Genomic DNA, 24,429 nt, shown 5'->3' with positions numbered 1-24,429 from the left:
ATTATCCATAAAGAAATTATCTGGAAAGAATGCAAAAGCAAAAAAAAACTAAAAACAAATATAAACCATTCATCATCACAGCTTCATTAGTAATCGCACTATGGGCTTCATCAGGTTTAGCCATCACTTTTTTTTATGGCAGTCTTCCTGATTCCCCGGGTACTTTTGGTGATATGTTTGGTATGATCAATTCTCTTTTTTCAGGACTGGCTTTCGCTGGCCTGATCTATACCATCTTACAGCAACGAGAAGAGTTGGATTTAACCCGTCAGGAATTTATCAAGCAAAATGAAACCTTCAGGTTACAACGTTTTGAAAATACCTTTTTCCAGCTATTAAGGCTAAATGATGACTTATTGGATGGCCACACCATTTCCAGCAATCATGAAAGTGTTGAGACCAGGGTATATCTGCATATGATTTCTGCAAAGATTATAGAAAGTATTGATAAACGGTTGGAAATGCTAAGAAAAGACAATGTTTCCTCTCAATTTTCCCCTCTCCAAATTCAGAATCAAAGATTTACGATAGTGCAACATACCCTAGAGAGTTATAATAAAGAAATAGAAAACTCCTTGTTACATTATCTTAATAATTTGTTCTCTATCGTACAATTAGTAGATGCATCAGAACTTATAGGCAAAGAAGAAAAGTTGCTCTACGTTAACATCTTAAAAACGCAGATGTCTGTAAGTGAAAGAACATTATTGTTCTTTATGCTTATTGCACGGCAAGATATAAAAAGACAAAAAGCTCTTTATGATCAATATCAATTTCTTGATGCATATGCTAACAGTGCTTTTGATGGTATTTTCAGAGATATCTATCGCAATGTTTAGTTTCTAGCTTTAATAATTGTAATAGCGACATGACCCTATTCAAAGTAATAAATAAAGCTTAGTAAATGACTAACAACAAACTGACCAACATTTAAACAATTTTATCTGATGGTAAATAAAGCATTTTTTATACTACTTTACCTGCAAAAAATGTATGAGAAAGGGGCTTTTTAGGAATAGTAAAATGTAGAGTTTTTTTAATGGTTTGGCAACTCATCCAGCGTATAAAAACTGTTAGCTTTTAACAATAACATAAAGTATAGGTTTAATGAGAAAGCCAACGTACTAAATGTATTTTTTTTTGGAGTTGACGGTGCCTATACTTCTGGCACTTTTTTTAAAAACTCCAGGCAGATGTATCCTTATTTTTTAAAGCAATGATGAATGAATATCCATCAGCTATTTTTTGTAAATAAATGTTTTCTTGAGCTTTATGAGCTGGATCAGCAGTCGAGCTTAACTGATCCTAACTTTTACAGTGAAAAAAGTCTTACACATTCCGAGTTTGTAGGCAAGCTTAAATCAATGGGGCGTGGTTTAGGTTTGGTTTATATTAGTCATTACCTAAGCAGGAAGCAGTTGGATGAGCTACTGGAAAATCCCATTCCTATCCTGGTATTTACCAAAGACAATACAGGTATACACCCTTTAATTCTCAAAAAAGAGAAAAAGGATATTCGTATATATCGGGATGATACCACTGAGTATTATGCGGATGAGCATTCCATACCCGATTTGCTAACCAACGAAGCAGGGCAGATAATTACCTTGGTTTGTATCTCAAATAAAGAAATTGTAGCCGATAAAACTGAGCCTTCCAAAAGTGCATTGAAGAGTTTTCTTCGGCTGATTTCCTCAGAAAAAAAGTCTATCTGGTATATCTATCTGTATGCCATTCTAGGTGGACTTATTAGTTTATCCCTGCCCCTGGGTATACAGAGCATCATCAATTTTATCAACAGTGGAATTGTTGCTACTTCAGTAATCGTATTGATCATTTTTGTTCTGCTGGGTCTGCTGGTTACCGGTGGAATACAGGTGATGCAACTTTCTATCGTTGAGCACATTCAGCAGCGTCTGTTTGCTAAAACCGCATTCAACATTGCTGACAGAATTCCGAAGATAAAGATTGAGCATATTCTCAAGTTTTATCCTCCGGAACTGATCAACCGTTTCTTTGACATTCTTACAGTACAGAAGGGTATATCCAATATACTGATTGACATGACATCTGCTGTTATTCAGATATTTTTCGGGCTGGTGCTGCTTTCGTTTTACCACCCTTATTTTATCTTTTTTGGCCTTATCCTGGTCTTTGTACTGGCACTCATTGTGTATTTCTCCGGAGGTAATGGATTGAATACCAGTCTGAAAGAATCCAAGTATAAGTATAAGCTGGCTTTCTGGCTGGAAGAAGTAGCCCGCACGCTGATCACTTTTAAGATGTCAGGTAATACTAATCTGGCAGTGGAGAAGACCGACCTACTGGTGGCGGATTATACCAAATCCCGGAAAAAACATTTTAAGATACTGATGATACAGTATTTCAGCTTTGTAGGCTTCAAAACGATCATCACCGCAGCTTTACTGATACTGGGAACGATACTGGTAGTAAACAACGAAATCAACATAGGTCAGTTTGTTGCTTCAGAAATTGTCATCATACTGATCATGAGCGCTGTAGAAAAAGTAATCAGCAAACTGGATAAAGTATACGATTTGCTCACAAGTTCAGTCAAGTTGGAGCAGGTCACTACCCTACCTATGGAACACCTGACAGGGTTTGATTTTGATTCTTCTGCTGAGAAAAAAGGTGTCTCCATCAGTACAAAAGATCTCAAATATAAATATCCGGGAAGCAATACCTACAGTCTCAAGGGAATAGATCTGGATATCGCCCCCTCTGAAAAGGTATCTGTCTCAGGTTTCAATAATGCAGGCAAGACCACCCTTCTGCATGTGCTGCTGGGACTGCTGGAAGATTATGAAGGAGGTATTTTTTACGATGGACTGTCGTTGAAAGATATCAATAAAGCCAGTCTTCATAATTCTATTTCAAATAACCTTTATGATGATGAGGTTTTTCATGCCAGCATACTTGAGAATATCACGCTCGGAAGGCAGGAAATCAGTAAGGATGATCTGCTTTGGGTGCTGGAATTTGTGGGCCTTTCTGAGTTTATCGGAGGCTTACCCGATGGGTTGAATACTGAAATTATAGCCGGAAGCCTGCGTCTGCCTGAAAATATAACGCACAAAATCCTGCTGGCCAGAAGCATTGTCAGCCACCCCCGGCTTTTGATACTTAGCGATAAACTATTGGGAAATGAGAAAAAAGAGAAAAACGAACTGCTTGATCGCCTGCTGAATAATGAGCAGTCATGGACAGTGATCATTTTATCCAATGATCCGGTCGTGTTAAAAAAATGTGATAACAACTTCTTTTTACAAAAGGGACACTTGGTATATCAGGGTGATTATCAGTCAATAACGAATGAGGATGCAGTAAAAGAACTGGTAGATGAAAATTAAAAACAAGAAACTATTTACGTCAAAAAACGGTGATGGACAAGAGGATGAACAATCGTCTCCTTCCAGCGGGTATTTCAGTGCGAAAATACTTAAGCCTTCCAGTCTACCTCGGACTTTGGCTTACTGGAGCTACGGATTACTGGGACTAGGCATTATTACACTGTTCCTGCCCTGGACCCAAAATATACGCTCATATGGCTATGTTACCACCTTTAAACCGGGGAGCAGACCCCAGACGATTCATGCTACCATTGCCGGCAGAGTAGAGGAGTGGTATGTCAATGAAGGAGAAATGGTGGAAAAGGGAGATACCATTGTACAACTATCTGAAGTGAAGGATGAATATCTGGATCCGGAGATTCTTGCCCGTCTGGAAGAGCAGTTAGAGGCCAAAACCGATGCGCTGGAAGCCACCCATGCTAAAGCTGATGCCCTGGATAACAGAATAGCTGCTCTGAAAGATGCGTTACAACTGAGCCTGGAAAAAGCCGAAAATAAAGTCCTGCAATTTGAAGAAAAGGTAGAAATAGAGCTTGCCGATTATTCTGCTGCCGAAACTGCCTATGAAGTAGCCAAAGAGCAGGCGCAGCGCTACGATAATCTTTATGAGGATGGTCTGGCTTCCAAACAGGAAAGGGAAAATTACCGACTCAAGTTACAGCAAACACTACAAAAATTTGTCTCCGCTGAAAATAAATTATCCATTGCCCGAAGAGACTTGACCAATGCACGTATTGAGCTGAATTCTTTAAAGGCAGAATACATGGACAAAATAGCTAAGGCTAAAGCGGAAGTGAGTTCTACCCTGGCTTATATTGCAGATATAGAAAGTGAAATCTTTAAACTGAGGAATAAGTTTGCCAGTGTACAGGAAAGAAAAGGTTTTTTAAATATAGTGGCTCCACAGGATGCTCATGTGGTTAATGCCATGGTATCCGGGATTGGAGAAACGGTGAAAGTAGGTGAAGCTGTGGTAAGCATACTGCCCACTAATCCTGATCTGGCTGTTTCCCTTTTTATTGACCCTATTGATGTGCCCCTTATAGAAGTGGGAACACCGGTGCGACTGCAGTTTGAGGGTTGGCCTGCTGTAGTATTTTCCGGCTGGCCTGACACAGGCTATGGTACCTTTGGAGGCCGCATCGCGGTAATTAATAATGTAGCTAATGATAAAGGAAAATTTAGGGTGCTGGTGGTTCCTGAATCCGAAGGTAAAGAATGGCCTGAGCAACTAAATGTCAGGGCAGGCGCATTAGGCTGGATGATGCTCCGAGATGTGCCTATCTGGTACGAAATATGGCGAAATCTGAACGGTTTTCCGCCAGAGTATACTGGTGTACTTACGGAGGAAGAAACTTTTGAGAAAGAGTTGAAATTCCTCAAAAAGATCAAACCAAAATAATGGCATATACACAGAAAAGCCAATTTTGGCTGTTTATACAGAAGTATTCATTTTTTCAAATAAGCTTTTTATACGCATGATGATAAAAAGGCTAATTTTTATTTTTTCAGTTTTATCTATCTTTTTCTCTCCCAAAACTGCGCTTAGCCAGGATACAGTGAATGTCCTGGCGTTCAGGGAATACTTGCAACTGGTGGTGGCTAACCACCCTATTGTCAAGCAGACGGGGCTATTATCTGAATCGGCCAGGCAGGAAATCAGAATCGCCAGAAGCGCTTTTGATCCAGTGCTGGAAAGTAAGTATTACCGAAAAAGTTTTAAAGGTAACAACTACTTCAGTATTTGGGAAAATACTTTGAGAATTCCCCTCTGGTATGGCATAGATATCCTTGCCGGTTACGAAAATAATGGCGGACCTAATATCAACCCTGAAGATCTTACCACTCCTCAGGGATTGACGTCGGTAGGACTTTCTATCCCCCTAGGTCAGGGGCTGATCATAGACGAAAGAAGGGCAACGCTCCGGCAGGCTCGTTTGTTAGAAGATTTGGCCGAGGCAGAGCGCGTAAAAACCATCAATAAATTTTTACTGGAAGCGGTCAAACAATACTGGGATTGGACGCTGGCATACGAACTGTTGAGATACAATCAGGAAGGCTTAAATTTTGCTGAATTTCGTCTGTCGGCTACCAGAGAAAAAGCTTCGGAGGGAGCCGCACCAGCGGTAGATACCGTAGAAGCGGAAATTCTGGTACAGGATTTTGCAGTAGCCTATGAGAAAGCCAGTCTGGCCTTCAATAATGCCTCCCTACAGCTCTCTACCTATCTGTGGACAGAAAACCTGGAACCGCTGGAAATACCGGAAAATGTCATTCCTTCCACGGAAGGGTGGGAGATAGAGTCCATCCAAAGAGATTCCCTGAATCAGTTGCAGACCCTGGCTTCTGAAAATCATCCCGAGCTAGAGAAAATAGACTTAAAAATCCGGCAGATGGAAATCCAGCGAAGATACTATCAGGATCTTTTTCTGCCCAAAATAAAACTAAATATCAACGTCCTTCAAACTGGTTTTGCAGCTCCGGAGGTATATGACCCTCAGTTTATAGACGACAACCATAAGATAGGCATTAGCTTAGTACAACCCCTGTTTCTGAGGAAAGTAAGAGGTCAGAGAAATTTGTATGAAGCTAAGATTCAGGAAGCAAATTACGACCTTTTATATACCAATCAGGAAATCCTTGCCGAGGTGGAAGCCGCCTTTAACGATTGGCAGTCGCTGGAAGAACAGATCGCGTTTCAGGCAGGAAAAGTGAGGAATTATCTGATATTGCGCGAAGCAGAAGTGGAAAGATATGAGCAGGGTATCGGAACGCTATTTTTGATCAACAAACGTGAAACGAGCCTGGTAGACAGCCAGATTAAGCTCGCAGAACTAAGGGCGAAGTATGCCAAGAACAAATATTATCTGCAATGGACAGCAGGAAGTCTTGAAATGAGTTTACAGGAATAAGAAATAATATTGATAAGCTTTATCCAAAAACATAAACAAAAGGAGAAAAGAATCGCCCAAATGTAAATTTAATGACTTAAAATATATTATTATATTAAATTTTACGCAACTCATTGAAGTGATCCCTCACTATCTCAATTCATCTGAACGTTTCTTTACTCTATTAATAATTTCTTCTAAATACTGGCTAATTCTTTCTTGTTCGGCCTGAAGCTCATTGGGCGGTATCTCTTTTTCTAATTGCTGTCTTGCATCATACATAAGATGATAAAAACCATCCAGCTCAAACATATTCAAGAGTAATCTTTCTTTATGCATGAGGTCTTTCAGTTTTTCTATCTCACTTCGCTCAAAGGCTGTAAAAAACTCTTTTTTGAAGGTATTTAATGAATTCAACGCCATTTTATAGAACTTCTTCTTTTGGTTTTTTGAGTCTTCAAAGGGTTCTTCTGCTTTTGAAAAATTAGGATATTGATACGTCTGTTCATTGCTATCAATAGCTTCCTTTCCAGAAGACTTTCTTGTTACTTTTCTATTTGCAATAGAGGCAGATATGGCTTCTCTGAGCTGATCAGGATCAAAAGGTTTTGTTACTACATCTGTAAATAGACCAGCATGTGTATGCTTCTGAAATTGCTCCACAGTATCGGCAGTAATGGCGATGATGGGAATTGCCTGCTTAGCAGGTTGGGAGAGGTTACGGATATGTTGGGTGGCTTCATAACCATCCATCACGGGCATTCTGACATCCATCAGAATAAGGTCGTACTTATTTTGCCGAACCATTTCAAGGGCTTCTTTTCCATTACTGGCTTCGTCAGGTTTTAAATCCCACCAATCCTGCAAAAACTGTTTAATGACCATTCTATTAATGGCCACATCTTCTACTAAAAGAATCTCTGAGAAGTCAGGAGTAGTAGTAGCTTCTGCTTTGTTTATATCATTGAAGTTATGTTCAACTTTACCCTGCTTTGTGGGTAAAACAAAAAAGAATTTTGAACCTTCCCCTTCTTTGCTCTCTACTTGAATGTCACTGCCCATCAGTTCTAACAAAAGTTTAGTAATGGCCAGTCCTAATCCAGTGCCTCCTTCTTGTACATGGTTGCCTTTATTTACCTGACTAAATTCGTCAAAGATACTTTTAAGCTGATCCGCAGGAATACCGCTGCCGGTATCTGTAATTGAAAAGTACAACCACAACTGTCTATCTTTTCTTTTGTGCAGATGTACCTCTACTACTACTTTCCCTCCTCTGGTAAACTTTAAGGCATTGCCGATCAGGTTATGTAAAACTTGGGAAAGTTTTAGCTTATCAGCATAAATCTGTTGAGGTATATTATCATCTAACTGAAAAGACAATGTGTTTCCATACTCCTCTGCTCTTTGATAATATGTCTGCTCCAGTCCTGATAAAAACTGTTTTAAATTGATATGCTGCTTATTGAGTTTGACTTTGCCAGACTTGATTTTACTGAAATCCAGAATATCATTTACTAAAGACATTAAATTCTCAGAAGCAAACTTCAAAGCTTCTATGTTTTTTTCCTGAGAGGGGAGAGCGTCTTGCTGGTTCAACAAATTAGCAATTCCTACTACTGCATTAAGAGGAGTACGAATCTCATGACTCATATGAGCCAGAAATTCTTCTTTTGCTCTTGCGGCTTTTTCAGCTTCTTCTTTCGCCAGTTTCAGCTCAACTTCTATTTGCTTTCGTTCTGTAATGTCTATAATAGCTCCTCTTAAAACCTGAGGTATAACTTTACCTGAAGTTTTCACAAAATCAGTAGCACCCCTGGCTTCAAAATAGTAGTACTGATTGTCCTGGCGCATGAGTCGGAAATCTATGTCAAAGCCTCCATCACCACAGGGATCTAATGCTGCTTTTAAAGATGCGCTAACCTTTTCTCTGTCAAAGGGATGAATCCTTTTAATTATATAATCAAGAGGATATGCAACAGAATCAGAAAGCGCAAAAAGTCGTTTGGCATGCTCTGAGAACTGAAAAGATTCTTCTTCTGGATAGTAATACCAGTCCGCTACACCTGCTGCTTCTACTGCCAGCCTTCTTCTTTCTTCACTATCTCTCAGTGACTCCTCCATAAGCTTCCTCTCAGTGATATCGGTAAAGATAGCTGCAAACTTACCTCCACCTCTTGGGAAAGCATAAACAGAGAACCACTGATTCATAGGCCCTACTTTATTTTCCAGGCGAACCGGCTCTTCCTGCAGGGCTACTTTACCGTAAGTTTCTATCCACCAGTCTTCTATATCAGGCACCAGTTCACGAGCGGTTTTGCTCAAAGCTTCCTCACAACTTATTCCTGTCAATTTTTCAAAAGCAGGATTTGCTTCCAGGATTTGATAATCAATGGGCTTGCCTTCTTGATCAACAATGATTTGGCAAAGGGTAAAAGCTTCATCAATGCTGGTAAAGAGTGAATGGTACTTTTCTCCATTTTCTTTCTCCTTACGTTCGGCCTCTTTTCTTCCACTTATATCTTCGATAATAGCAGTGGTGCAGATAGGCTTTCCCTCGGTATCTTTAATTAAAGAGACTGTTACATGTACCCATATGACTGCACCGTCTTTTCTGATGTATCTTTTTTCTACTCTATAGACATCATTGCCTTTGGCAAACAAATTTATCAGGTTTTTCTCATCTTTAGTTTTATCCTCAGGATGGTCCAAATCAAAAGGAGTCATAGACAGTAGCTCCTCTCTGCTGTATGCTGTCATCTGGCAGAATCTGTCATTAACTCTGATAAACTCAAATTGAGGATTGATCTGGGCAGCTCCTACACCAGTATTTTCAAAAAAAGCCCGGTACTGTAGCTCATTGATCTGGGAGGAGAGTTCAGCCAATTTCCGCTCAGTAATGTCAAATGCCACACTGGAAAGCCCTATCACTTTTCCTTCAGAATCTCTCAAGGGTTCCAGCACAAAGTCGTAATAACGTTCTCCGTCACTGCGCTTAAATTTGATTTCTTTTTTGTTTCCTGTCTCTGATTCCAGCACCTGCCTTTTAAAATCAAGCAGTTCTTTTGCTCCCTCTGATTGATCTAATTCATCATCTCTCTTACCAATGACAGATGAGGAGTTAAAATCAGGGTGCGGATTATAAATCCATTGGTAACGCAGCTCTCTATCTATCTGGGCAGGAATGAACAAAGAATTTTTGACTGCTGCCTTAAATCCATCTTCCAAGTTAGTGACAGAGGTTTTTCTATGGATAGCATAATCTACTTCCTCTAACTGGTGAATGACATATTCAACCTCTTGCTTATTATTCAAAACTGGTTTGAAAATGATTTTAAATCCTGTTTCAGCCTTTTGTGATTGGTTTATGACTTTGATCTCACTGAAATTGTATGTTTGACCACTCTTAATTACCTCTGACAATATCTTATGCAGTTGGTCATGCTTACCAAAAAGCTGCTTGCTTAACGCTTCATCATACGCAGTAAAGACTTTTTGGGATATGATGCTGCTTTTACTTTTGTTCAAAAGGGCGAGATAAGATTCACTGATAGCAAGAAGATGAAAAGATGAGTTGACTACCCAATAATAACCGGAAAGATTAAAGAAGATATTACTGAACTTCTCCCAGGATAAACTTTCACTGCCACTCATGTTTATTCATATTAGGGTTTGTTAAAAAATTAAAGCCTCTGAGCTTAAGGAAACAATGCTTTACTTTAGCTTGAAAAGTATGAACGATAGATTTTAAAGTGTATACTGCAGTTTTCCTGGTTATACTTATTCTATCAATAAGATTGAAATTACTCAATAAAGTTGAAAAATGTATAAAATGGAAGGAGTTTGATGGGTACAGTTCAGAGTGGGTAAAACACTACCTAAACATAACCAAATTTGTCTAAAGGCTCACCTTTTATGTTACTCTCTATAAAGTGTCTTTAAGATCACACGTGAGCAAATTCAATACTTCCTGATATCACCTCGTATCCTGGTTAATTTTTGTGGAAAACGCAATTAGCATAGTGTGGGGAATGATTCTGACTGTCCAATTACAACAACTCTTTCCAGGGTGTGCTGGAATTAATGATACTTAAGCCTTGGGTTGCTTTTTATCCACAGTCATATTTTGGTTCAAACTAAAGAATAGTTTTACCCAAAAATAAAAGGTGTTACAAAATTGATTGTAACACCTTGATAATCAGTGTGGAGAATACCGGAGTCGAACCGGTGACCTCTTGCATGCCATGCAAGCGCTCTAGCCAGCTGAGCTAATTCCCCAAAAATATCTGTTCCCTTTAAGAACGGTCAGCAAAATTAGGTAAAAATCTGAAAACTCAAAACGGACGTCTTGCTTTGATAAAGATTCTTCTATAATAATCAGTATAAATGTTATTTTCTACTACACCAAGCTTGGTAGAAGCATGAATAAATCGGACGTCGTGTTTGTCCTTTACTTCTGTTACCATACCCACATGGGTAACTTTGTTAGGGTTACTTTTCTTTGCCGCAAAAAAGACCAGATCACCAGGTTGCAGGTCATAAAGTCTTATACCTTTACCAACTTTTATCTGTTCTGCTGTAGTCCGGGGAAGATTAAGATCTGCTGCCTGAAAACACGTCATCAATAGACCTGAGCAATCCATACCTGCTCTGGTAGTCCCACCCCATCGGTAAGGAACACCGGTATAAGAACGGGCTGTAGCAATTACTTTTTCCACTGGGGAAGTACTTTCAGCAGCTACTCTATTTCTATGATTCTCCTCTATAGGATATGCTCTTTCGTTTTTATGATAAGAAGGTCTGCTTCTTTTGTCAGCAACTTTCTTGTTACTGGCACAAGCTGTCAAAATAGAGATGCATAAGATAGCAATAAGATAGCTATGGTTAGTTACGAAGGTTTTGATCTTAGGTGCAATCATTTAACAAATATATAATGTATCTTTTATCTCCTCAACCAAACGCTTAGCTTGAAAGGTTTATTTTAATTATTTTTTGATCTTCATGTGAGCAGTTTAAATGGTTAAGATGAGCGATAAATCTAATTTTTTTGAGAATGTATACGAAGTGGTGAAACTTATACCCCAGGGAAGAGTAACCAGCTATGGTGCGATAGCAAATTATCTTGGGGCTAAAGGCAGCGCCCGAATGGTGGGATGGGCAATGAATAACGCTCATATATATCCTGATATACCTGCCCACCGAGTAGTAAACCGACAGGGGCTTCTTACGGGTAAACATCATTTTGGCTCTCCCGACACCATGCAAAAGATGCTGGAAAAAGAAGGTGTAAAAGTAGAAAAAGATCAGGTGCAAGACTTTGCAAAACTTTTTTGGGATCCAACGGTAGAGTTATTATGAAAAAGCTCAAATCAGTTTTCCAGTTAGATATAATGTGTCTGCTTTTCTTACTCATTTCACATATATCTTGTGGTCAGGTAGAAGATAAAAGCCCAACTACTGGCTCATCAGACAAATTTTATGAATACCATGAACCTAGTAGTGATGATGGAACCGGAAAATACTACATGGGCAGGGATATAGCACAGGTGATGGGGCATAGAGGAGCTTCTTGGCTTGAAAGAGAAGATAGAAAAGAGGAAGAAAGAACTGATTTGTTAATTCAGGCACTTGAACTTGAGGAAGATAATATAGTAGCTGATATCGGAGCAGGTACAGGATATTTTTCTTTCAGAATCAGCCCTTTAGTTCCCAAGGGAAAAGTGTTGGCAGTAGACATTCAATCAGAGATGTTGAACATGATTCGTTCTAAAATGAAAGAACTGCAAGTATCTAATATTGAGCCCATATTGGGAACGGTTGAAGACCCCTCATTACCCAAGAACAGCGTTGATTTGGTACTTATGGTAGATGCTTATCATGAATTTTCTCACCCTCGGGAAATGATGCAAGATATAGTGGCCTCTCTTACTCCTGATGGAAAAGTAGTGCTGGCCGAATACAAAGCAGAAGATCCGAGTATTATGATTAAACCCAGACATAAGATGACTGAAGCTCAGGCTGTAAAAGAAATGGAAGCGGTCGGGCTGCAATTGATAGAAAACAAGCAGGTTTTACCAAAACAGCATCTCATGTTTTTTGGTAAACCATAACCACTCTTAATGTTTTGCATGGTAGTAGACAGTATTGCTATTTTCCTGCACAAGGTGAGTTTTAGCTATTTGCTGAATACTCTCTGCTGATACATTTTGAATAAGTTCTGATTCTTGATTGACAAGGTCAGGATTACCTAGTAGAGCAGCATATGCAAGGTTCATGGAGCGGTTAAGAAGTTCCATTTCAGAAAATACTATAGAAGCTTCTGCCTGATTTTTTACTTTTTGCAGTTCTTCTTGCTCCAGTGGGGCTTCTATCACAGTCTTAATTACTTCCTCAATGCCTTCTTCTGCTTCCTGAAAGCTAACGTCTTTACTTAATTTACCATGAATATTAAGAGTTCCTGGATCAATTGAGCCACTTATATAAGCATTGATATTGCTAAAAAGACGACGCTTATTTACTAATTCCTGATGTAATCTAGATGATTTTCCCCTCCCTAATACATCACTCAACAGGTCAGCAGTATAATAATGCTGATTTAGCCGGCCGGGTACGTGGTATGCTTTATAGATAGCATCTAAAGGTACATCTGCTTCTATATGTTTTACACGAGCTTCCTTCTGAACTGGCTCTTGGGGTAAATTACGTTTATACCTTACTCCTGCAGGAATTGGTCCAAACCATTTTTCAGCCAATCTACGCACATCATCAAAAACAACGTTTCCTGAAACTACCAGAATGGCATTGTTAGGGATGTAAAACTTATGGAAGAAATGCTTAACGTCTTCCATACTTGCATTTTCTATATGATGAATATCCTTACCTATGGTAGCCCAGCGATACGGATGAACTTTATAAGCCAATGCTTTCAGCTTCATATAAGCATCACCGTAGGGTTGGTTGAGGTATTGCTGCTTATATTCCTCTATCACAACTTTACGTTGAACTTCCAGGACTTTTGGATCAAAAGAGAGGCTTAGCATACGATCAGATTCAAGCCAGAAAGCAGTTTCCAGGTTATCTGATGGGAGACTCACATAATAATTGGTAATATCAGGACTGGTAAATGCATTATTTTCACCTCCTACAAGTTGAAGAGGTTCGTCAAAAGAAGGTATATTGATTGAGCCACCAAACATCAAATGTTCAAACAAGTGTGCAAAACCAGTTTTATTTTCATCCTCATCACGCGAACCTACATCATACAATAAGTTAACTGTAGCGGTGGGTAGGGTAATGTCTTGATGTACATAAACTTTCAGCCCATTATCCAGTACAAAATTCTGATAGTCAATCATTAACGTATATTGTTCTAAATATTTCACTCAAAATTAACACTCTCCTTACTTATTGGAAGGTATTTAGAAACTATTTTACAAGATTTCTACTAAAGTGCAGTCTATAAAGTTAACATAAATATAATACTAAGATTACCAATCCTTTAACGGGTCTTTTTAACTTTGCGTGCTGAATATTACGTACGGTGTTACACCAATTGCTGCGTACCGAAATTATGAGATTGTAGCTAGAAAGAGTAAAAGCAAAGTTAAATACATTATCGTCCTATCTGATAGCTGAAATAATGCCTAAGACAAAAAAGAATAAAAATAAGAAGATCAACTCAAATCAATTCAGAGAGCTCATTTATCAGCTTTTTGATATCTTCAAGGAAGAAAAGAAGTTCATCATAATCACTGCTTTCTTATTTTTAATAGCAGGTGTAATTTACCCTTTTACCGGAGTAGCTATGTGGTTTGGGTTTGTATTAGCAGCTTACTCCGCCGTGTCTAACGATAGTATTCAAACTATCGGTACTTTCATTGCTTCCAATGCTGACCGTAAATGGTACATTTTATGGCTATATATTGGCGGTATTTTTTTACTTACTGTTACCATTGGGTGGGTAGTAAACAACGGTGACGTAACCTACGGTAGACTTCAAGCTACTGACGACAATGGAACATTGGCATTTCCTCAGCCGGATGAGTTTGCATTTCTTCAGATTGCTGCGCCTATATTTCTATTAGTATTGACTCGGCTCAGGATGCCGGTTTCTACCACTTTTCTTCTGCTAAGCAGCTTTGCAGTTAGCCCTGGAGCTGTGGGTTCGGTGATTGGCAAAAGTATAAATGCCTATTTTATGGCTTTTGCTTTAGGACTAATCGTATGGTTAGCTATAAGTCGTTTGACTGCTAAGTACTTTAAAGGAAAGCCCGCTCAATGGTGGGTTGCTGCACAGTGGATTACCAGCGGAACTTTATGGTCAGTATGGATCATGCAAGATGCAGCAAATATCGCGATTTACCTTCCAAGGACATTAGATACTTTTCAATTTATTGGTTTTGCCTCAGTTGTTTTTCTAGGACTAGGACTTATTTTTTACCTGAAAGGAGATAAAATTCAGGATATTGTAAATGAAAAAAGTGAAGTAAGAGACATTCGTTCTGCCACTATCATTGATTTTGTCTATGCTCTTATTTTGGTTTATAAGCTATTTGTTAGTGTTATTCCTATGAGTACTACTTGGGTGTTTATCGGACTTCTGGGGGGAAGAGAACTAGGTTTTAGGATAAGAGAAAAAGCAAAAAGCAAATCCAAAAAGAAGAGAATCAAACAGGCATTTGTGATGATAGGTAAAGATTTAGGACTGGCAACGATTGGATTGATCATTTCTGTAATTATCGCAACCTCAGTAAATCCACAATTTAGAGACCAGCTTATCCAGCTTATTGAATAAGTAAAATAAAAATGTTTTATAAAATCAATTATTAATATCAAACATTTACTCTCCCTTCACCAAGAACTGAGAGCTTCATAAAAGTACATTCTGCTTCTGTACCTAGATGACACAAGTGCCCGTTAATGTAAAGTCCATGGGTTTCTTTGAAGGCTTGAACATTAATTAGCTTGACTTCAGCAGTCGGGATTTTTTCTTCCATAAACTTTTTTTTAAGAGACCTATTGCAAAAAGTTGAAAGCTTCAACCTTGCATAACTAGATTAGTAGAATGGTTTTTCAACTCTTCAAAAAGCTCTATAGCTTTTATAGCTCGCGAAATATGTGAGTCGTATGCAATCCGAATATTAGCTAATTCGTTGATAAGCTGGTTTAATTCGTAAATATTAGGCTTCCTCATTTTTTTTAAGTTACACGACAGTACTATCATTGGAGCAGACTGTCACTAATTTGCTATTTTTCAAATAACTATATTTAGCTTAAAATCTTCAATTAGTTATTTTATATGATTAATGTAATATTATATATAATTTTACTCATATACAATTTTTTACCCTCAAAGAAATTTATTTCTATCTAAAAAGTACAAACAAATCACCTGGTGTTTAGTCTGATTAGCTCAAGGACTTTTTTTCTTGACAAAAATGCTTGTTACAGTACCTATTTTTTTGTCAAATCCCTTGAAAAAAAAGTTGGATCGGATGATTGGGACTAGAAGGCTGAGGAAATTTACATGAAAATTGCTTATATTCGATTTACTTTTCTCCTTAAAATTCAAGTTTTGGTATTATCATGCTGGCTTATAAGAAAAAAAATATCTGTGAGATAGGTAGTGTTTGTAAGTTTTCAAATGATATGCATATGAATATATCACTGCTTTTTTTGAAATTTATTTAAAAGATTAGAACCATGAAAACACCATATGAAAGTCGTTTCAAATTCGGATTAGACAATTACATTTTTGGTAAGTCAAAAAAGAAAGCGAGGCCATTTTACTGGCTACTATTTGTTATTTACTTGTTATTGGCAATCTCATTACAGTTTATTCTTGGCGCATGAGTTCCTGTATGGTAATCCAACTCATAAGACTCACGCCAGTTTTTAGAGCATCCTCATCAATATCGAAAGTGGGGGTATGTACTGAAGAAGTAATGCCCCTGGCTTCATTGCCTGTACCTAGCCGATAAAAACATGCATCGGCTACCTGGGTATAGTAAGAGAAATCCTCAGCTGCCATCCACAGATCAAGATCCACCACATTCTCATTTCCTAAAAAATCAATTGCATAGTTTCGTGCTCTTTGTGTAAGCTCAGGGCTGTTCTTTAGAAATGGATAACCTTTTCTAATTTCAAACTCGCAACTTCCACCCATACCTTCTGCCAGACTTTCAGCAATAGCGCGCATTCTATGATGTGCTTTGGCCCGCCACTCTTCATCCATGGTGCGAAATGTTCCTTCTACTTTTACTTCGTTAGGAATTACATTGGTAGCCCCGTCCGCTTCTACTCTTCCAAAAGATAAAACGGTGGGCATTTTAGGACTGGCATGCCGGCTTACAATCTGCTGAAGAGCAACAATAATATGTGAAGTAATAAGTACAGGGTCAATATTTTTTTCCGGCATGGCAGCATGGCCACCTTTGCCTTTTACAGTGAAGTATATCTCATCTGCACTGGCCATATACATCCCTTCACGAAACCCCACTTTTCCAGCGGGCAAGTGCGGAAGTACATGCTGACCGAAAATATGGTCTGGTTTAGGGGATTCCAAGGCTCCATCTTTGATCATAAGCGAAGCGCCACCGGGTATCTTCTCTTCTCCAGGTTGAAAAATTAGCTTTACACTCCCTTCAAAATGTTCTTTGAGTTGATTTAGCACTTGAGCTGTACCTAAAAGAGAGGAAGTATGTACGTCATGTCCACAGGCATGCATTACGCCACTCTTTGTAGACTTATAAGGTACCTCATTGGTTTCCTCTATGGGCAATGCATCCATATCTGCCCTTAATGCGATTACTTTTTTTTGAGGGTTTTTGCCTTCAATAAGTGCGGTAAGACCTGTCTCTGCAACTCCTTCGGTTGGGGTGATACCAAAAGATTTAAGTCTTTCGGCTACATATTTTGCAGTTTCATATTCCTGAAAAGATAACTCAGGGTGAGCGTGGAGATGTCTTCTTATTTTTACAATTTCAGGAGCGTACTCCTGAGCTAAAGATTTTATTTTTTCTTTGATATCCATAGTGAGGTAAAAGGGAACAGCAGTAACTAGTTTTCTTTGTTGATACGAAATCTTTCAGGAACAATAAGTACTACTGGAAAATTGCCTTTGAGTGCAGAATAAGTAGGTTGTGCCTCCAGGCGATCCACAAATTCTCCTACTTTTACTTTATAGTTTGGAGGGTCAAAAGTGATAGTGGGACTGGCCTCTGGTAAAATACTATAAACCATATTTTTTGCATCATTTGCCTTTTCTCTACTGTTTCCAGTATACACCTGCACAGTATATCCCTGATATGAGTTGTTTTCGGCATTACGGTCAGTAACCTCAGCCAAAAAATAATTTAGCGAGTCATTAATGTCATATTGCGTATTGATATTAGCACTCAGTGAGGGTGTTTCCGGTGAAGTTATGGTAGTACTGACCTGGTCAGAATTCTCTATAACTTTTTCCAGAGAGTCAGCATAATTTACGCGTAGACTTTCAATATTTTCATTATACACATCATCCCGCTGAGTACCGATAGTTTTGGAGGGAGAACAAGCAGTAAAGCATATTCCTAAAAATATCAAAGTGGTCAGAAAAGTGAATATACGGTTCATAATTGGATCAATGTTCATATGTTTAATCAAGACAAAAATATAACATATTGTTCATGCTTGCTGTCTTTTTTTCATTTTACGAATTTTTTTAGGTCCGAACCACAGCCATATACCTGAAGCCATAAGAATAAGTAAACCAATACCTAGCACATTCATAGATAAAAGCTTGAATAAGTCACTGATAATTGAGCCATCATGTATTTGCTCTATCCAGTCAGAATGCCGACGGGCAATAGATAAAATTTCGCCATTATATCCATCAACCTGCACTTCCCAGTAACCTTGTACAAAATTTACCTTCACAATTCCCTTGTCAGGACGTACATCCATTCTATCAATACTTACTTCTGCTAACTGCACATGGTTTAATAGCGCGTTTTCTGCCCGTTGAGCAATTTCATTGATAGAAAGCCAACTGGCTGATGACTGAATACTGCTCTTTTGAGTGGGAGGTTGTAAGAGCGATATATCTTTTTTCCAGGCAAGTAATATTCCAGTAAAACTGCTGAACAAAAGGAGAATAGTAATACTAATCCCAATCCACCGGTGCCACTGGCGATACTTTCGTAAGCTGACTGCTATCTTGTGCACATCCAAAAAGCTCATATGTTCAAAAAACCCAAAATATGGGCTAATAAGCAAAATTATAACGATAAGACTGCCATCTTTTGATGACTTTGTTGAGCAAGCTCTATCAGTTCAATAGTATCCAATCCATCCTGTGCACTGACAGCTGCGGGGCGGTTCTGTATAATAGCTTTATAAATATCCTCATAATAGCTGTGATAGCTACCAGCCATTGTTTCTACTTTCCCTTTAAAATTCAGTCCTTTAAAGTGTGTATTTATTGTTCCCCAATGTTCACTTGGTTCTTTTCCCCATTGAGGTGAGCTGAGGCTTTCCGCAGTAATTGGGGTAAGTCTCTGTACATCCAGTCCATATTTTACATATGAGCCTTGCGTGCCATGAATGATAAAACGTGGCTGTAATTCTTTTACCAGGTTTCCAGCTTTTAATCTGACTTTGAACTGATCATAATAAAGCACAATGTCAAAGTAATCGTCGGTCAGGCTGTCTTTTCGCTGCTTACGGATGTCAGCAAATAATTGAAGCGGTTTTCCAAAAAGTTGTAGTGCCTGATCAATAAGGTGGGGACCAAGATCGTACAGCACTCCGGCACCGGGAATATCCTGTTCTCGCCAGTAATTTTCTCTCTGGTAATTGATAAAACGATCAAAACGGGACTCAAATTCCACAATCTCACCCAATACTCCTGAATTAATAATTTTTTGAACAGTTTTGAAATCTCCATCCCAACGGCGATTATGGAAAACGCTCAGTAGTTTCCCTTCCGTCTGAGCAATTTGCAGAAGCATTTCAGCTTCCATAGTACTCACGGTAAAAGGCTTTTCCAGGACTACATGCTTGCCAGCTTCCAAGGCAGCTTTGGCCTGGGCAAAATGGAATTGATTGGGTGTAGTAATGACGACCAAATCTATAGTTGCATCTTCTAACAATTCTTCCAATGTGCGTACTGTCTGTACATGGGGATAATCTTTTTCGGCCTGATTCCGATTTCTTTCCAGCACTTTCACTAATTCAAATCCGGGAAGTGCATTTAAAAGAGGTGCATGATATTTTTGAGCAATGTTTCCATAAGCAATAATGCCTGCTCTTATGTTAGGTTGAGTCATGAGATGATGATATATCTAAAAAAATTGGGTCTCCTTTTTTCTATTGAATTATTCTAAGTGCCATCGTGCAATAATTTTATGGTTAGCTAGAAATTTCAACTATAACACTCAGAGCTAAAATACCAAAAAAACTTAATGTCCAAACCAGCCTTCTCGGTCCAGGCTACGGTATTGAATAGCCTCCGCCAGGTGCTCAATCTCTATGTTTTCGGATGCCGCCAAATCGGCGATGGTACGGGAAACTTTGAGAATGCGATCATAAGCGCGGGCAGATAAATTAAGCCTTTCCATAGCTGTTTTTAACAGCGTTTTTCCTGCCTGGTTGATCTGGCAAACCTCCTTAACTAGCTGAGAAGGCATCATGGCGTTAGAATAAACCTGTTCGGAAAGCTTACCATTTTGCCGGATATTTTCAAATCTATCCTGCTGCATTTTACGGGCAGCAATTACCCTTTCTCTTATGCTCGCACTGTTTTCCTGCTTACGGTTGGCGGTCATTTCATCAAAGGAGACAGGGTTCACTTCCACATGAATGTCAATGCGGTCCAGTAAAGGGCCGCTGATTTTACCCAGGTATCGTTGTACAGCCGATGGTGAATCCGGATGACTACTACCCGGATCATAAAACTCGCCTGATGGACTAGGATTCATACTGGCAATGAGCATAAAATTGGCAGGAAAAGCGACTGTTCCTTTTGCTCGTGCTATAGTGACCGCCCTTTCTTCCAGCGGTTGTCTCATTACTTCCAAAACGGATCTTTTAAATTCTGGAAGTTCATCCAAAAATAATATTCCGTTATGAGCCAGTGAAATTTGGCCTGGCTGGGGAATGTTTCCTCCACCCACTAATGCTGCATCGCTGATGGTGTGGTGGGGGGCACAAAAAGGACGTTGTGCAATAAGTGAAGTATTGGTAGGAAGCTTACCGGCTACTGAGTGAATTTTGGTGGTTTCCAGAGCTTCATGCAGGCTTAAGGGAGGTAGAATAGTAGGAAGCCTTCTGGCCAGCATGGTTTTTCCAGAACCAGGAGGACCTACCATAATGACATTGTGCGAACCAGCAGCAGCAATCTCCAAGGCTCTTTTGATACTTTCTTGTCCCTGTACATCAGCAAAGTCTACGTCAAAATTATCCAACTCCTGAAAGAAGATATCTCGGGTTTCGTGCCAGTGGGGAGCAATAGTCTGATTTCCTTCCAGAAAATCAATGGCTTCGCTGATCGTCTCTACACCAATTACATCCAGATTATTTACAATTGCAGCTTCGCTGGCGTTTTCTTTAGGCATAATCATGCCCTTGAAGTTGTTTTTTCTGGCTTCAATGGCCATGGGAAGCGCTCCTCTTACGGGTCTGAGAATGCCATCAAGTGAGAGTTCACCCATGATCATGTATTTTCCTAAATCGGGAGATTCAATCTGGCCTGAAGCAGCCAGGATGCCAAGTGCGATGGGTAAATCATACGCAGAGCCTTCTTTGCGTATATCGGCAGGTGCAAGGTTGACCACTGTTTTGATGCGGGGCATACTGTATCCCGCATGCTTGATGGCTGCTTCTACTCGCTGCTCACTCTCTTTCACAGCGCTGTCGGGCAGTCCCACCATAAAAAACTTGGTTCCTTGTCCTACGCTAACTTCTATGGTGATCATATAAGCATCCACACCATATACTGCACTACCATAAGTTTTTGCTAACATGAGATCTGCTCTGATTTTTCTCTGAAATAAATGGGACTGAAGGTAAACAGCAAAGCATTATGCTGACTTTACATTCCAATGTAGGATAAGCACTAATTTTATAATACTTGTTTCTCAATTAGCAAGATGAGAATGTGGATTACCTTTATGTGGATTTCCTGTACCCGATCTGCAAAACCCTGGTGAGGAACTCTGATTTCAATGTCGGCGAGAGGACCTAACTTTCCACCATCTTTTCCGGTAAGAGCAACGACTTTCATCTTTTTCTCTTTTGCCATCTGAACGGCCTCAATTACATTTTTTGAGTTGCCACTCGTGCTGATGGCTAAGAGAGCATCACCTTCTTTACCTAAACCTTCAAGAAAGCGGGAAAATACATAATCGTATCCAAAATCATTGCCTACGCAGGAGAGATGGCTGGGGTCAGAAATAGCAAGTGCTGGTAATGCAGGGCGGTTTTCGCGATAGCGACCGCTAAGTTCTTCTGCAAAATGCATGGCATCGCAGTGAGAACCTCCGTTACCACAGCTAATAATCTTACCACCATTCTTAATTGTTTCTGCAAAAAGGGACGCTCCTTCTTCAATGAGCGATATATTTTGAGGGTCTTGTAAAAAGTTATCTAATACACGGCTGGCTTCTTCCAGTTCTGTTCTGATGATTTCTAGAGATTGCACTTATTCTTTATCTTTATCCTCGTTTTTAGGTTTATTTTTGCCTTCTACCGACTGTTCAAATGATTTAATCGAGTCATCAATTTCTTCATTACGACGTTGCATGTCGTATACCTTGGCTTTGATGTTATCTTTTTCCGCTTCCAGTCGGTGAATTCTTCGCTGATAGTTTTGACGTTCAAGAATAGTAATCAGTAAAAGAATCAGGAAAAGTACCAGGCCAGCAATGGTAATCCACTGTACGGTTTGCAAGTTAGTGCTAACCCACTCCCAACTGTTATTGATAGCGATTCCTACGAAAACAGCGTGGTAAAGAAGTAAAAGTAAAAATAACGTGAGTTTAAAAGGTTTCATAGCGTTATGGTATTAGATTTATCAAAAAATACTCATTTACAAAACAGTTAAAAAGGGATTAATTGTTTTTTAATTAAGATACAGTCTGCATTTCAGTAAGTTTATAATACAAGCCTCCCATTTCTACCAGTTCATTATGTTTACCCTGTTCAATGATTCGTCCCTGTTGTACTACAACGATTTCATCCGCATGCTGAATGGTACTCAGGCGGTGAGCAATCACGATTGAGGTCCTGTTTTTCATCAGGTTAGTAAGCGCCTCCTGTACTAGTTTTTCTGATTCTGAATCTAATGCAGATGTGGCTTCGTCCAGAATCAGAATAGGAGGGTTTTTCAATACCGCACGGGCGATGCTGAGTCGCTGTCTCTGCCCACCGGAAAGTTTGGTGCCCCGCTCACCAATGATGGTTTCATACTGCTGGGGTGCATTCATAATAAAATCATGGGCGTTGGCAATTTTTGCGGCCCGCATTACTTCTTCTTCGCTAGCCTCAGGTTTGCCAAAGGCGATATTATTGTAAATGGTATCATTGAAGAGAATAGATTCCTGGGTAACGATTCCCATCAGTTTGCGAACTGAATCAGTTTGTGCGTCCTTCAGGTCAATGCCATCAATATAAATTTTACCCTCAAGCGGGTCATAAAAGCGGGGGATAAGGTCGGCAATGGTTGATTTTCCTCCTCCGGAAGGCCCAACAATGGCGACGGTTTTACCTTTTTGAATGTTCAGGTTAATATCTTTCAGCACGAGTTCATTTTCATATGCGAAACTAACATGCTCAAAAGTAATTTCTTTATTGAAGCTCTCCAGAGCTACGGCATCAGCTTTATCTTCAATCTGAGGCAAAGTATCAATGGTTTTGAAGATTCTTTCTCCTGAAGCCAAACCACGCTGTATACTACTGACTGCATTACTGATAGATTTGGCGGGAGACAGGATTTGAGAGAAAAAGATAATGTAGGTAATAAACTGGCTGGCAGTGAGTTCAGAATTATCATTGAGCACCAATATACCACCATATAATAATATGCCGGTCACTACAAAAATACCCATAAACTCCGAGAGGGGAGAAGCCAACTCCTGACGGCGAGCCATAGATACATTGATTCTTGCGTATTTGTTAACCTCCTGACCAAATTTCTCACCTACCCAATCACGCGCATTAAAAGCTTTAATAATACGCATACCCGAAAGAGTTTCGTCCAGTATATTTACAATGCGTCCTAGAGACTCCTGACTTTGCGTAGCTTTCCTCTTCAGCCGTTTGGTAATCTCCGAAATAATAATTCCGGAGATCGGCATGACGATTAATGTGAAAATGGTAAGCTTAAAAGACATAAAAAAGAGCACAGTAAAATAGCCAATGATCATGGCCGGATCACGAAAAACAACCTTCAATGTATTTACCACAGAAGCTTCTACTTCCTGCACATCATTGGTAATCCGCGACATCACATCACCTTTACGTTCATTGGAAAAGTAGCCCAGGTGTAAGCGGCTTACCTGGTCAAAAATCCGGTTGCGTAGTTTTCTGATTACTCTGGCCCTGATTTTTGCAAGCGTTACCCCGGAAACATATCTGAAAAGGTTGGTAAGAAAGACTGAAACTACTGCTACTCCACAGATGAATGCCAGTGCACCTACTTTCCCAAATTCTTCTATGGTTTGAGAAAAGTAGAAATAAAAAACCGATTTAACATATTCAAAGTTTAGAGCAAATTCAGGCCTGCTGAGTTCGGCTTGCACATAATTCCCTCCTTCGTTGAATAAAATATCCAGTAAGGGAATCAACATGGCGAAGTTGATCAATCCAAAAATGATTGACAAAGTTGTAAAGATCAGATACTGAGGTATATATTCGCCGTAAGGTCTGGCGAATGATAGAATGCGAAGATATGTTTTCATACTTGTTGTGTCATCAAAGCAATTACCCTATTGATGCAGAAATCGGCTTGAAGCCTGCAAAGTTACGTTAGTAATTGATGTCGTCATAACTTTAGCAATATTGTATCCCAATCCCCTAACACAAAATGTGCTAAAAAAGTAGGGATTCCATTGTCAAAGTAAGCTTAAATGGTTAAAATTGCAGCCGTATTTTGCCCCGGCAATTAATTGCGTTTATTATTTAACATACTGACA

General features: G+C 39.3%; 19 protein-coding genes and 1 tRNA gene. 7 read left to right on the top strand and 13 right to left on the bottom strand.

Going from position 1 to position 24,429, the window contains the following annotated elements:
* Positions 1-29: 29 nt before the first annotated feature.
* From WJR50_RS16490 to WJR50_RS16475, 4 genes are all read left to right on the top strand, one after another.
* Positions 30-839 carry a putative phage abortive infection protein gene (locus tag WJR50_RS16490; RefSeq protein WP_341294410.1) on the top strand — a complete coding sequence of 270 codons (810 nt, stop codon included), beginning with the start codon at positions 30-32 and terminating at the stop codon, positions 837-839.
* 384 nt (positions 840-1,223) lie between these two features.
* The gene (locus WJR50_RS16485; RefSeq protein WP_341294409.1) at positions 1,224-3,371 is read left to right on the top strand and encodes a peptidase domain-containing ABC transporter; all 2,148 of its coding nucleotides are present in this window, start codon (positions 1,224-1,226) and stop codon (positions 3,369-3,371) included.
* A complete protein-coding gene (locus WJR50_RS16480) occupies positions 3,361-4,773 on the top strand; it encodes an HlyD family secretion protein (protein WP_341294408.1) in 1,413 nt (470 codons plus the stop codon). The genes WJR50_RS16485 and WJR50_RS16480 overlap by 11 nt, the downstream gene beginning before the upstream one ends.
* Before the next feature lie 76 nt (positions 4,774-4,849).
* Entirely contained in the window at positions 4,850-6,283 is a 1,434-nt protein-coding gene (locus WJR50_RS16475; protein ID WP_341294407.1) for a TolC family protein, read from the top strand.
* Between the two features lie 129 nt (positions 6,284-6,412).
* Here the strand turns inward: WJR50_RS16475 and WJR50_RS16470 are convergent, their stop codons facing one another.
* The 3 genes from WJR50_RS16470 to WJR50_RS16460 all read right to left on the bottom strand — a co-directional run bounded on the left by WJR50_RS16470 (position 6,413) and on the right by WJR50_RS16460 (position 11,178).
* Positions 6,413-9,913 carry a PAS domain S-box protein gene (locus tag WJR50_RS16470; protein ID WP_341294406.1) on the bottom strand — a complete coding sequence of 1,167 codons (3,501 nt, stop codon included), beginning with the start codon at positions 9,911-9,913 and terminating at the stop codon, positions 6,413-6,415.
* Positions 9,914-10,463: 550 nt separating this feature from the next.
* Positions 10,464-10,537: transfer RNA gene (locus WJR50_RS16465), tRNA-Ala, on the bottom strand.
* Positions 10,538-10,593: 56 nt separating this feature from the next.
* Positions 10,594-11,178, bottom strand: coding sequence for a C40 family peptidase (locus WJR50_RS16460; protein WP_341294405.1), 585 nt, complete (start codon positions 11,176-11,178; stop codon positions 10,594-10,596).
* Between the two features lie 106 nt (positions 11,179-11,284).
* Here WJR50_RS16460 and WJR50_RS16455 point away from each other — a divergent pair, with 106 nt between their 5' ends.
* Both WJR50_RS16455 and WJR50_RS16450 read left to right on the top strand, forming a co-directional pair.
* Positions 11,285-11,617, top strand: coding sequence for an MGMT family protein (locus tag WJR50_RS16455; RefSeq protein ID WP_341294404.1), 333 nt, complete (start codon positions 11,285-11,287; stop codon positions 11,615-11,617).
* On the top strand, positions 11,614-12,369 hold the full coding sequence (locus WJR50_RS16450) for a class I SAM-dependent methyltransferase (protein WP_341294403.1): 756 nt from the start codon (positions 11,614-11,616) through the stop codon (positions 12,367-12,369). Before WJR50_RS16455 ends, WJR50_RS16450 begins: the two co-directional genes overlap by 4 nt.
* 6 nt (positions 12,370-12,375) lie before the next feature.
* On the opposite strand, the gene WJR50_RS16445 is transcribed toward WJR50_RS16450, so the two are convergent.
* Positions 12,376-13,614 carry a M16 family metallopeptidase gene (locus WJR50_RS16445; RefSeq protein WP_341294402.1) on the bottom strand — a complete coding sequence of 413 codons (1,239 nt, stop codon included), beginning with the start codon at positions 13,612-13,614 and terminating at the stop codon, positions 12,376-12,378.
* A 284-nt stretch (positions 13,615-13,898) separates the two neighbouring features.
* Between WJR50_RS16445 and WJR50_RS16440 the strand changes: the two genes are divergently transcribed.
* On the top strand, positions 13,899-15,053 hold the full coding sequence (locus WJR50_RS16440) for a hypothetical protein (RefSeq protein WP_341294401.1): 1,155 nt from the start codon (positions 13,899-13,901) through the stop codon (positions 15,051-15,053).
* 37 nt (positions 15,054-15,090) lie between these two features.
* On the opposite strand, the gene WJR50_RS16435 is transcribed toward WJR50_RS16440, so the two are convergent.
* From WJR50_RS16435 to WJR50_RS16395, 9 genes are all read right to left on the bottom strand, one after another.
* Complete coding sequence (locus WJR50_RS16435; RefSeq protein WP_341294400.1) at positions 15,091-15,255, bottom strand: hypothetical protein; 165 nt, start codon at positions 15,253-15,255, stop codon at positions 15,091-15,093.
* Positions 15,256-16,094: 839 nt separating this feature from the next.
* Positions 16,095-17,291, bottom strand: coding sequence for a M20 metallopeptidase family protein (locus WJR50_RS16430; protein WP_341294399.1), 1,197 nt, complete (start codon positions 17,289-17,291; stop codon positions 16,095-16,097).
* 26 nt (positions 17,292-17,317) lie between these two features.
* On the bottom strand, positions 17,318-17,872 hold the full coding sequence (locus tag WJR50_RS16425) for an SPOR domain-containing protein (RefSeq protein ID WP_341294398.1): 555 nt from the start codon (positions 17,870-17,872) through the stop codon (positions 17,318-17,320).
* Positions 17,873-17,923: 51 nt separating this feature from the next.
* Positions 17,924-18,463 (bottom strand): PepSY domain-containing protein, encoded by a 540-nt coding sequence (locus WJR50_RS16420; protein ID WP_341294397.1) that lies wholly within the window; start codon positions 18,461-18,463, stop codon positions 17,924-17,926.
* Between the two features lie 53 nt (positions 18,464-18,516).
* The gene (locus tag WJR50_RS16415; RefSeq protein WP_341294396.1) at positions 18,517-19,566 is read right to left on the bottom strand and encodes an oxidoreductase; all 1,050 of its coding nucleotides are present in this window, start codon (positions 19,564-19,566) and stop codon (positions 18,517-18,519) included.
* 132 nt (positions 19,567-19,698) lie between these two features.
* Positions 19,699-21,261 carry a YifB family Mg chelatase-like AAA ATPase gene (locus WJR50_RS16410; protein WP_341294395.1) on the bottom strand — a complete coding sequence of 521 codons (1,563 nt, stop codon included), beginning with the start codon at positions 21,259-21,261 and terminating at the stop codon, positions 19,699-19,701.
* A 98-nt stretch (positions 21,262-21,359) separates the two neighbouring features.
* A complete protein-coding gene (gene lpcA / locus WJR50_RS16405; protein WP_341294394.1) occupies positions 21,360-21,938 on the bottom strand; it encodes a D-sedoheptulose 7-phosphate isomerase in 579 nt (192 codons plus the stop codon).
* On the bottom strand, positions 21,939-22,289 hold the full coding sequence (locus tag WJR50_RS16400) for a hypothetical protein (protein WP_341294393.1): 351 nt from the start codon (positions 22,287-22,289) through the stop codon (positions 21,939-21,941).
* Between the two features lie 73 nt (positions 22,290-22,362).
* On the bottom strand, positions 22,363-24,195 hold the full coding sequence (locus WJR50_RS16395) for an ABC transporter ATP-binding protein (RefSeq protein ID WP_341294392.1): 1,833 nt from the start codon (positions 24,193-24,195) through the stop codon (positions 22,363-22,365).
* Positions 24,196-24,429: the final 234 nt, after the last annotated feature.

Source organism: Catalinimonas locisalis (assembly GCF_038039535.1).
In the GTDB taxonomy this organism is placed as follows: domain Bacteria; phylum Bacteroidota; class Bacteroidia; order Cytophagales; family Cyclobacteriaceae; genus Catalinimonas.
Note: the sequence above shows the minus strand (reverse complement) of the source record. Positions and strands in the feature narration are given on the sequence as shown.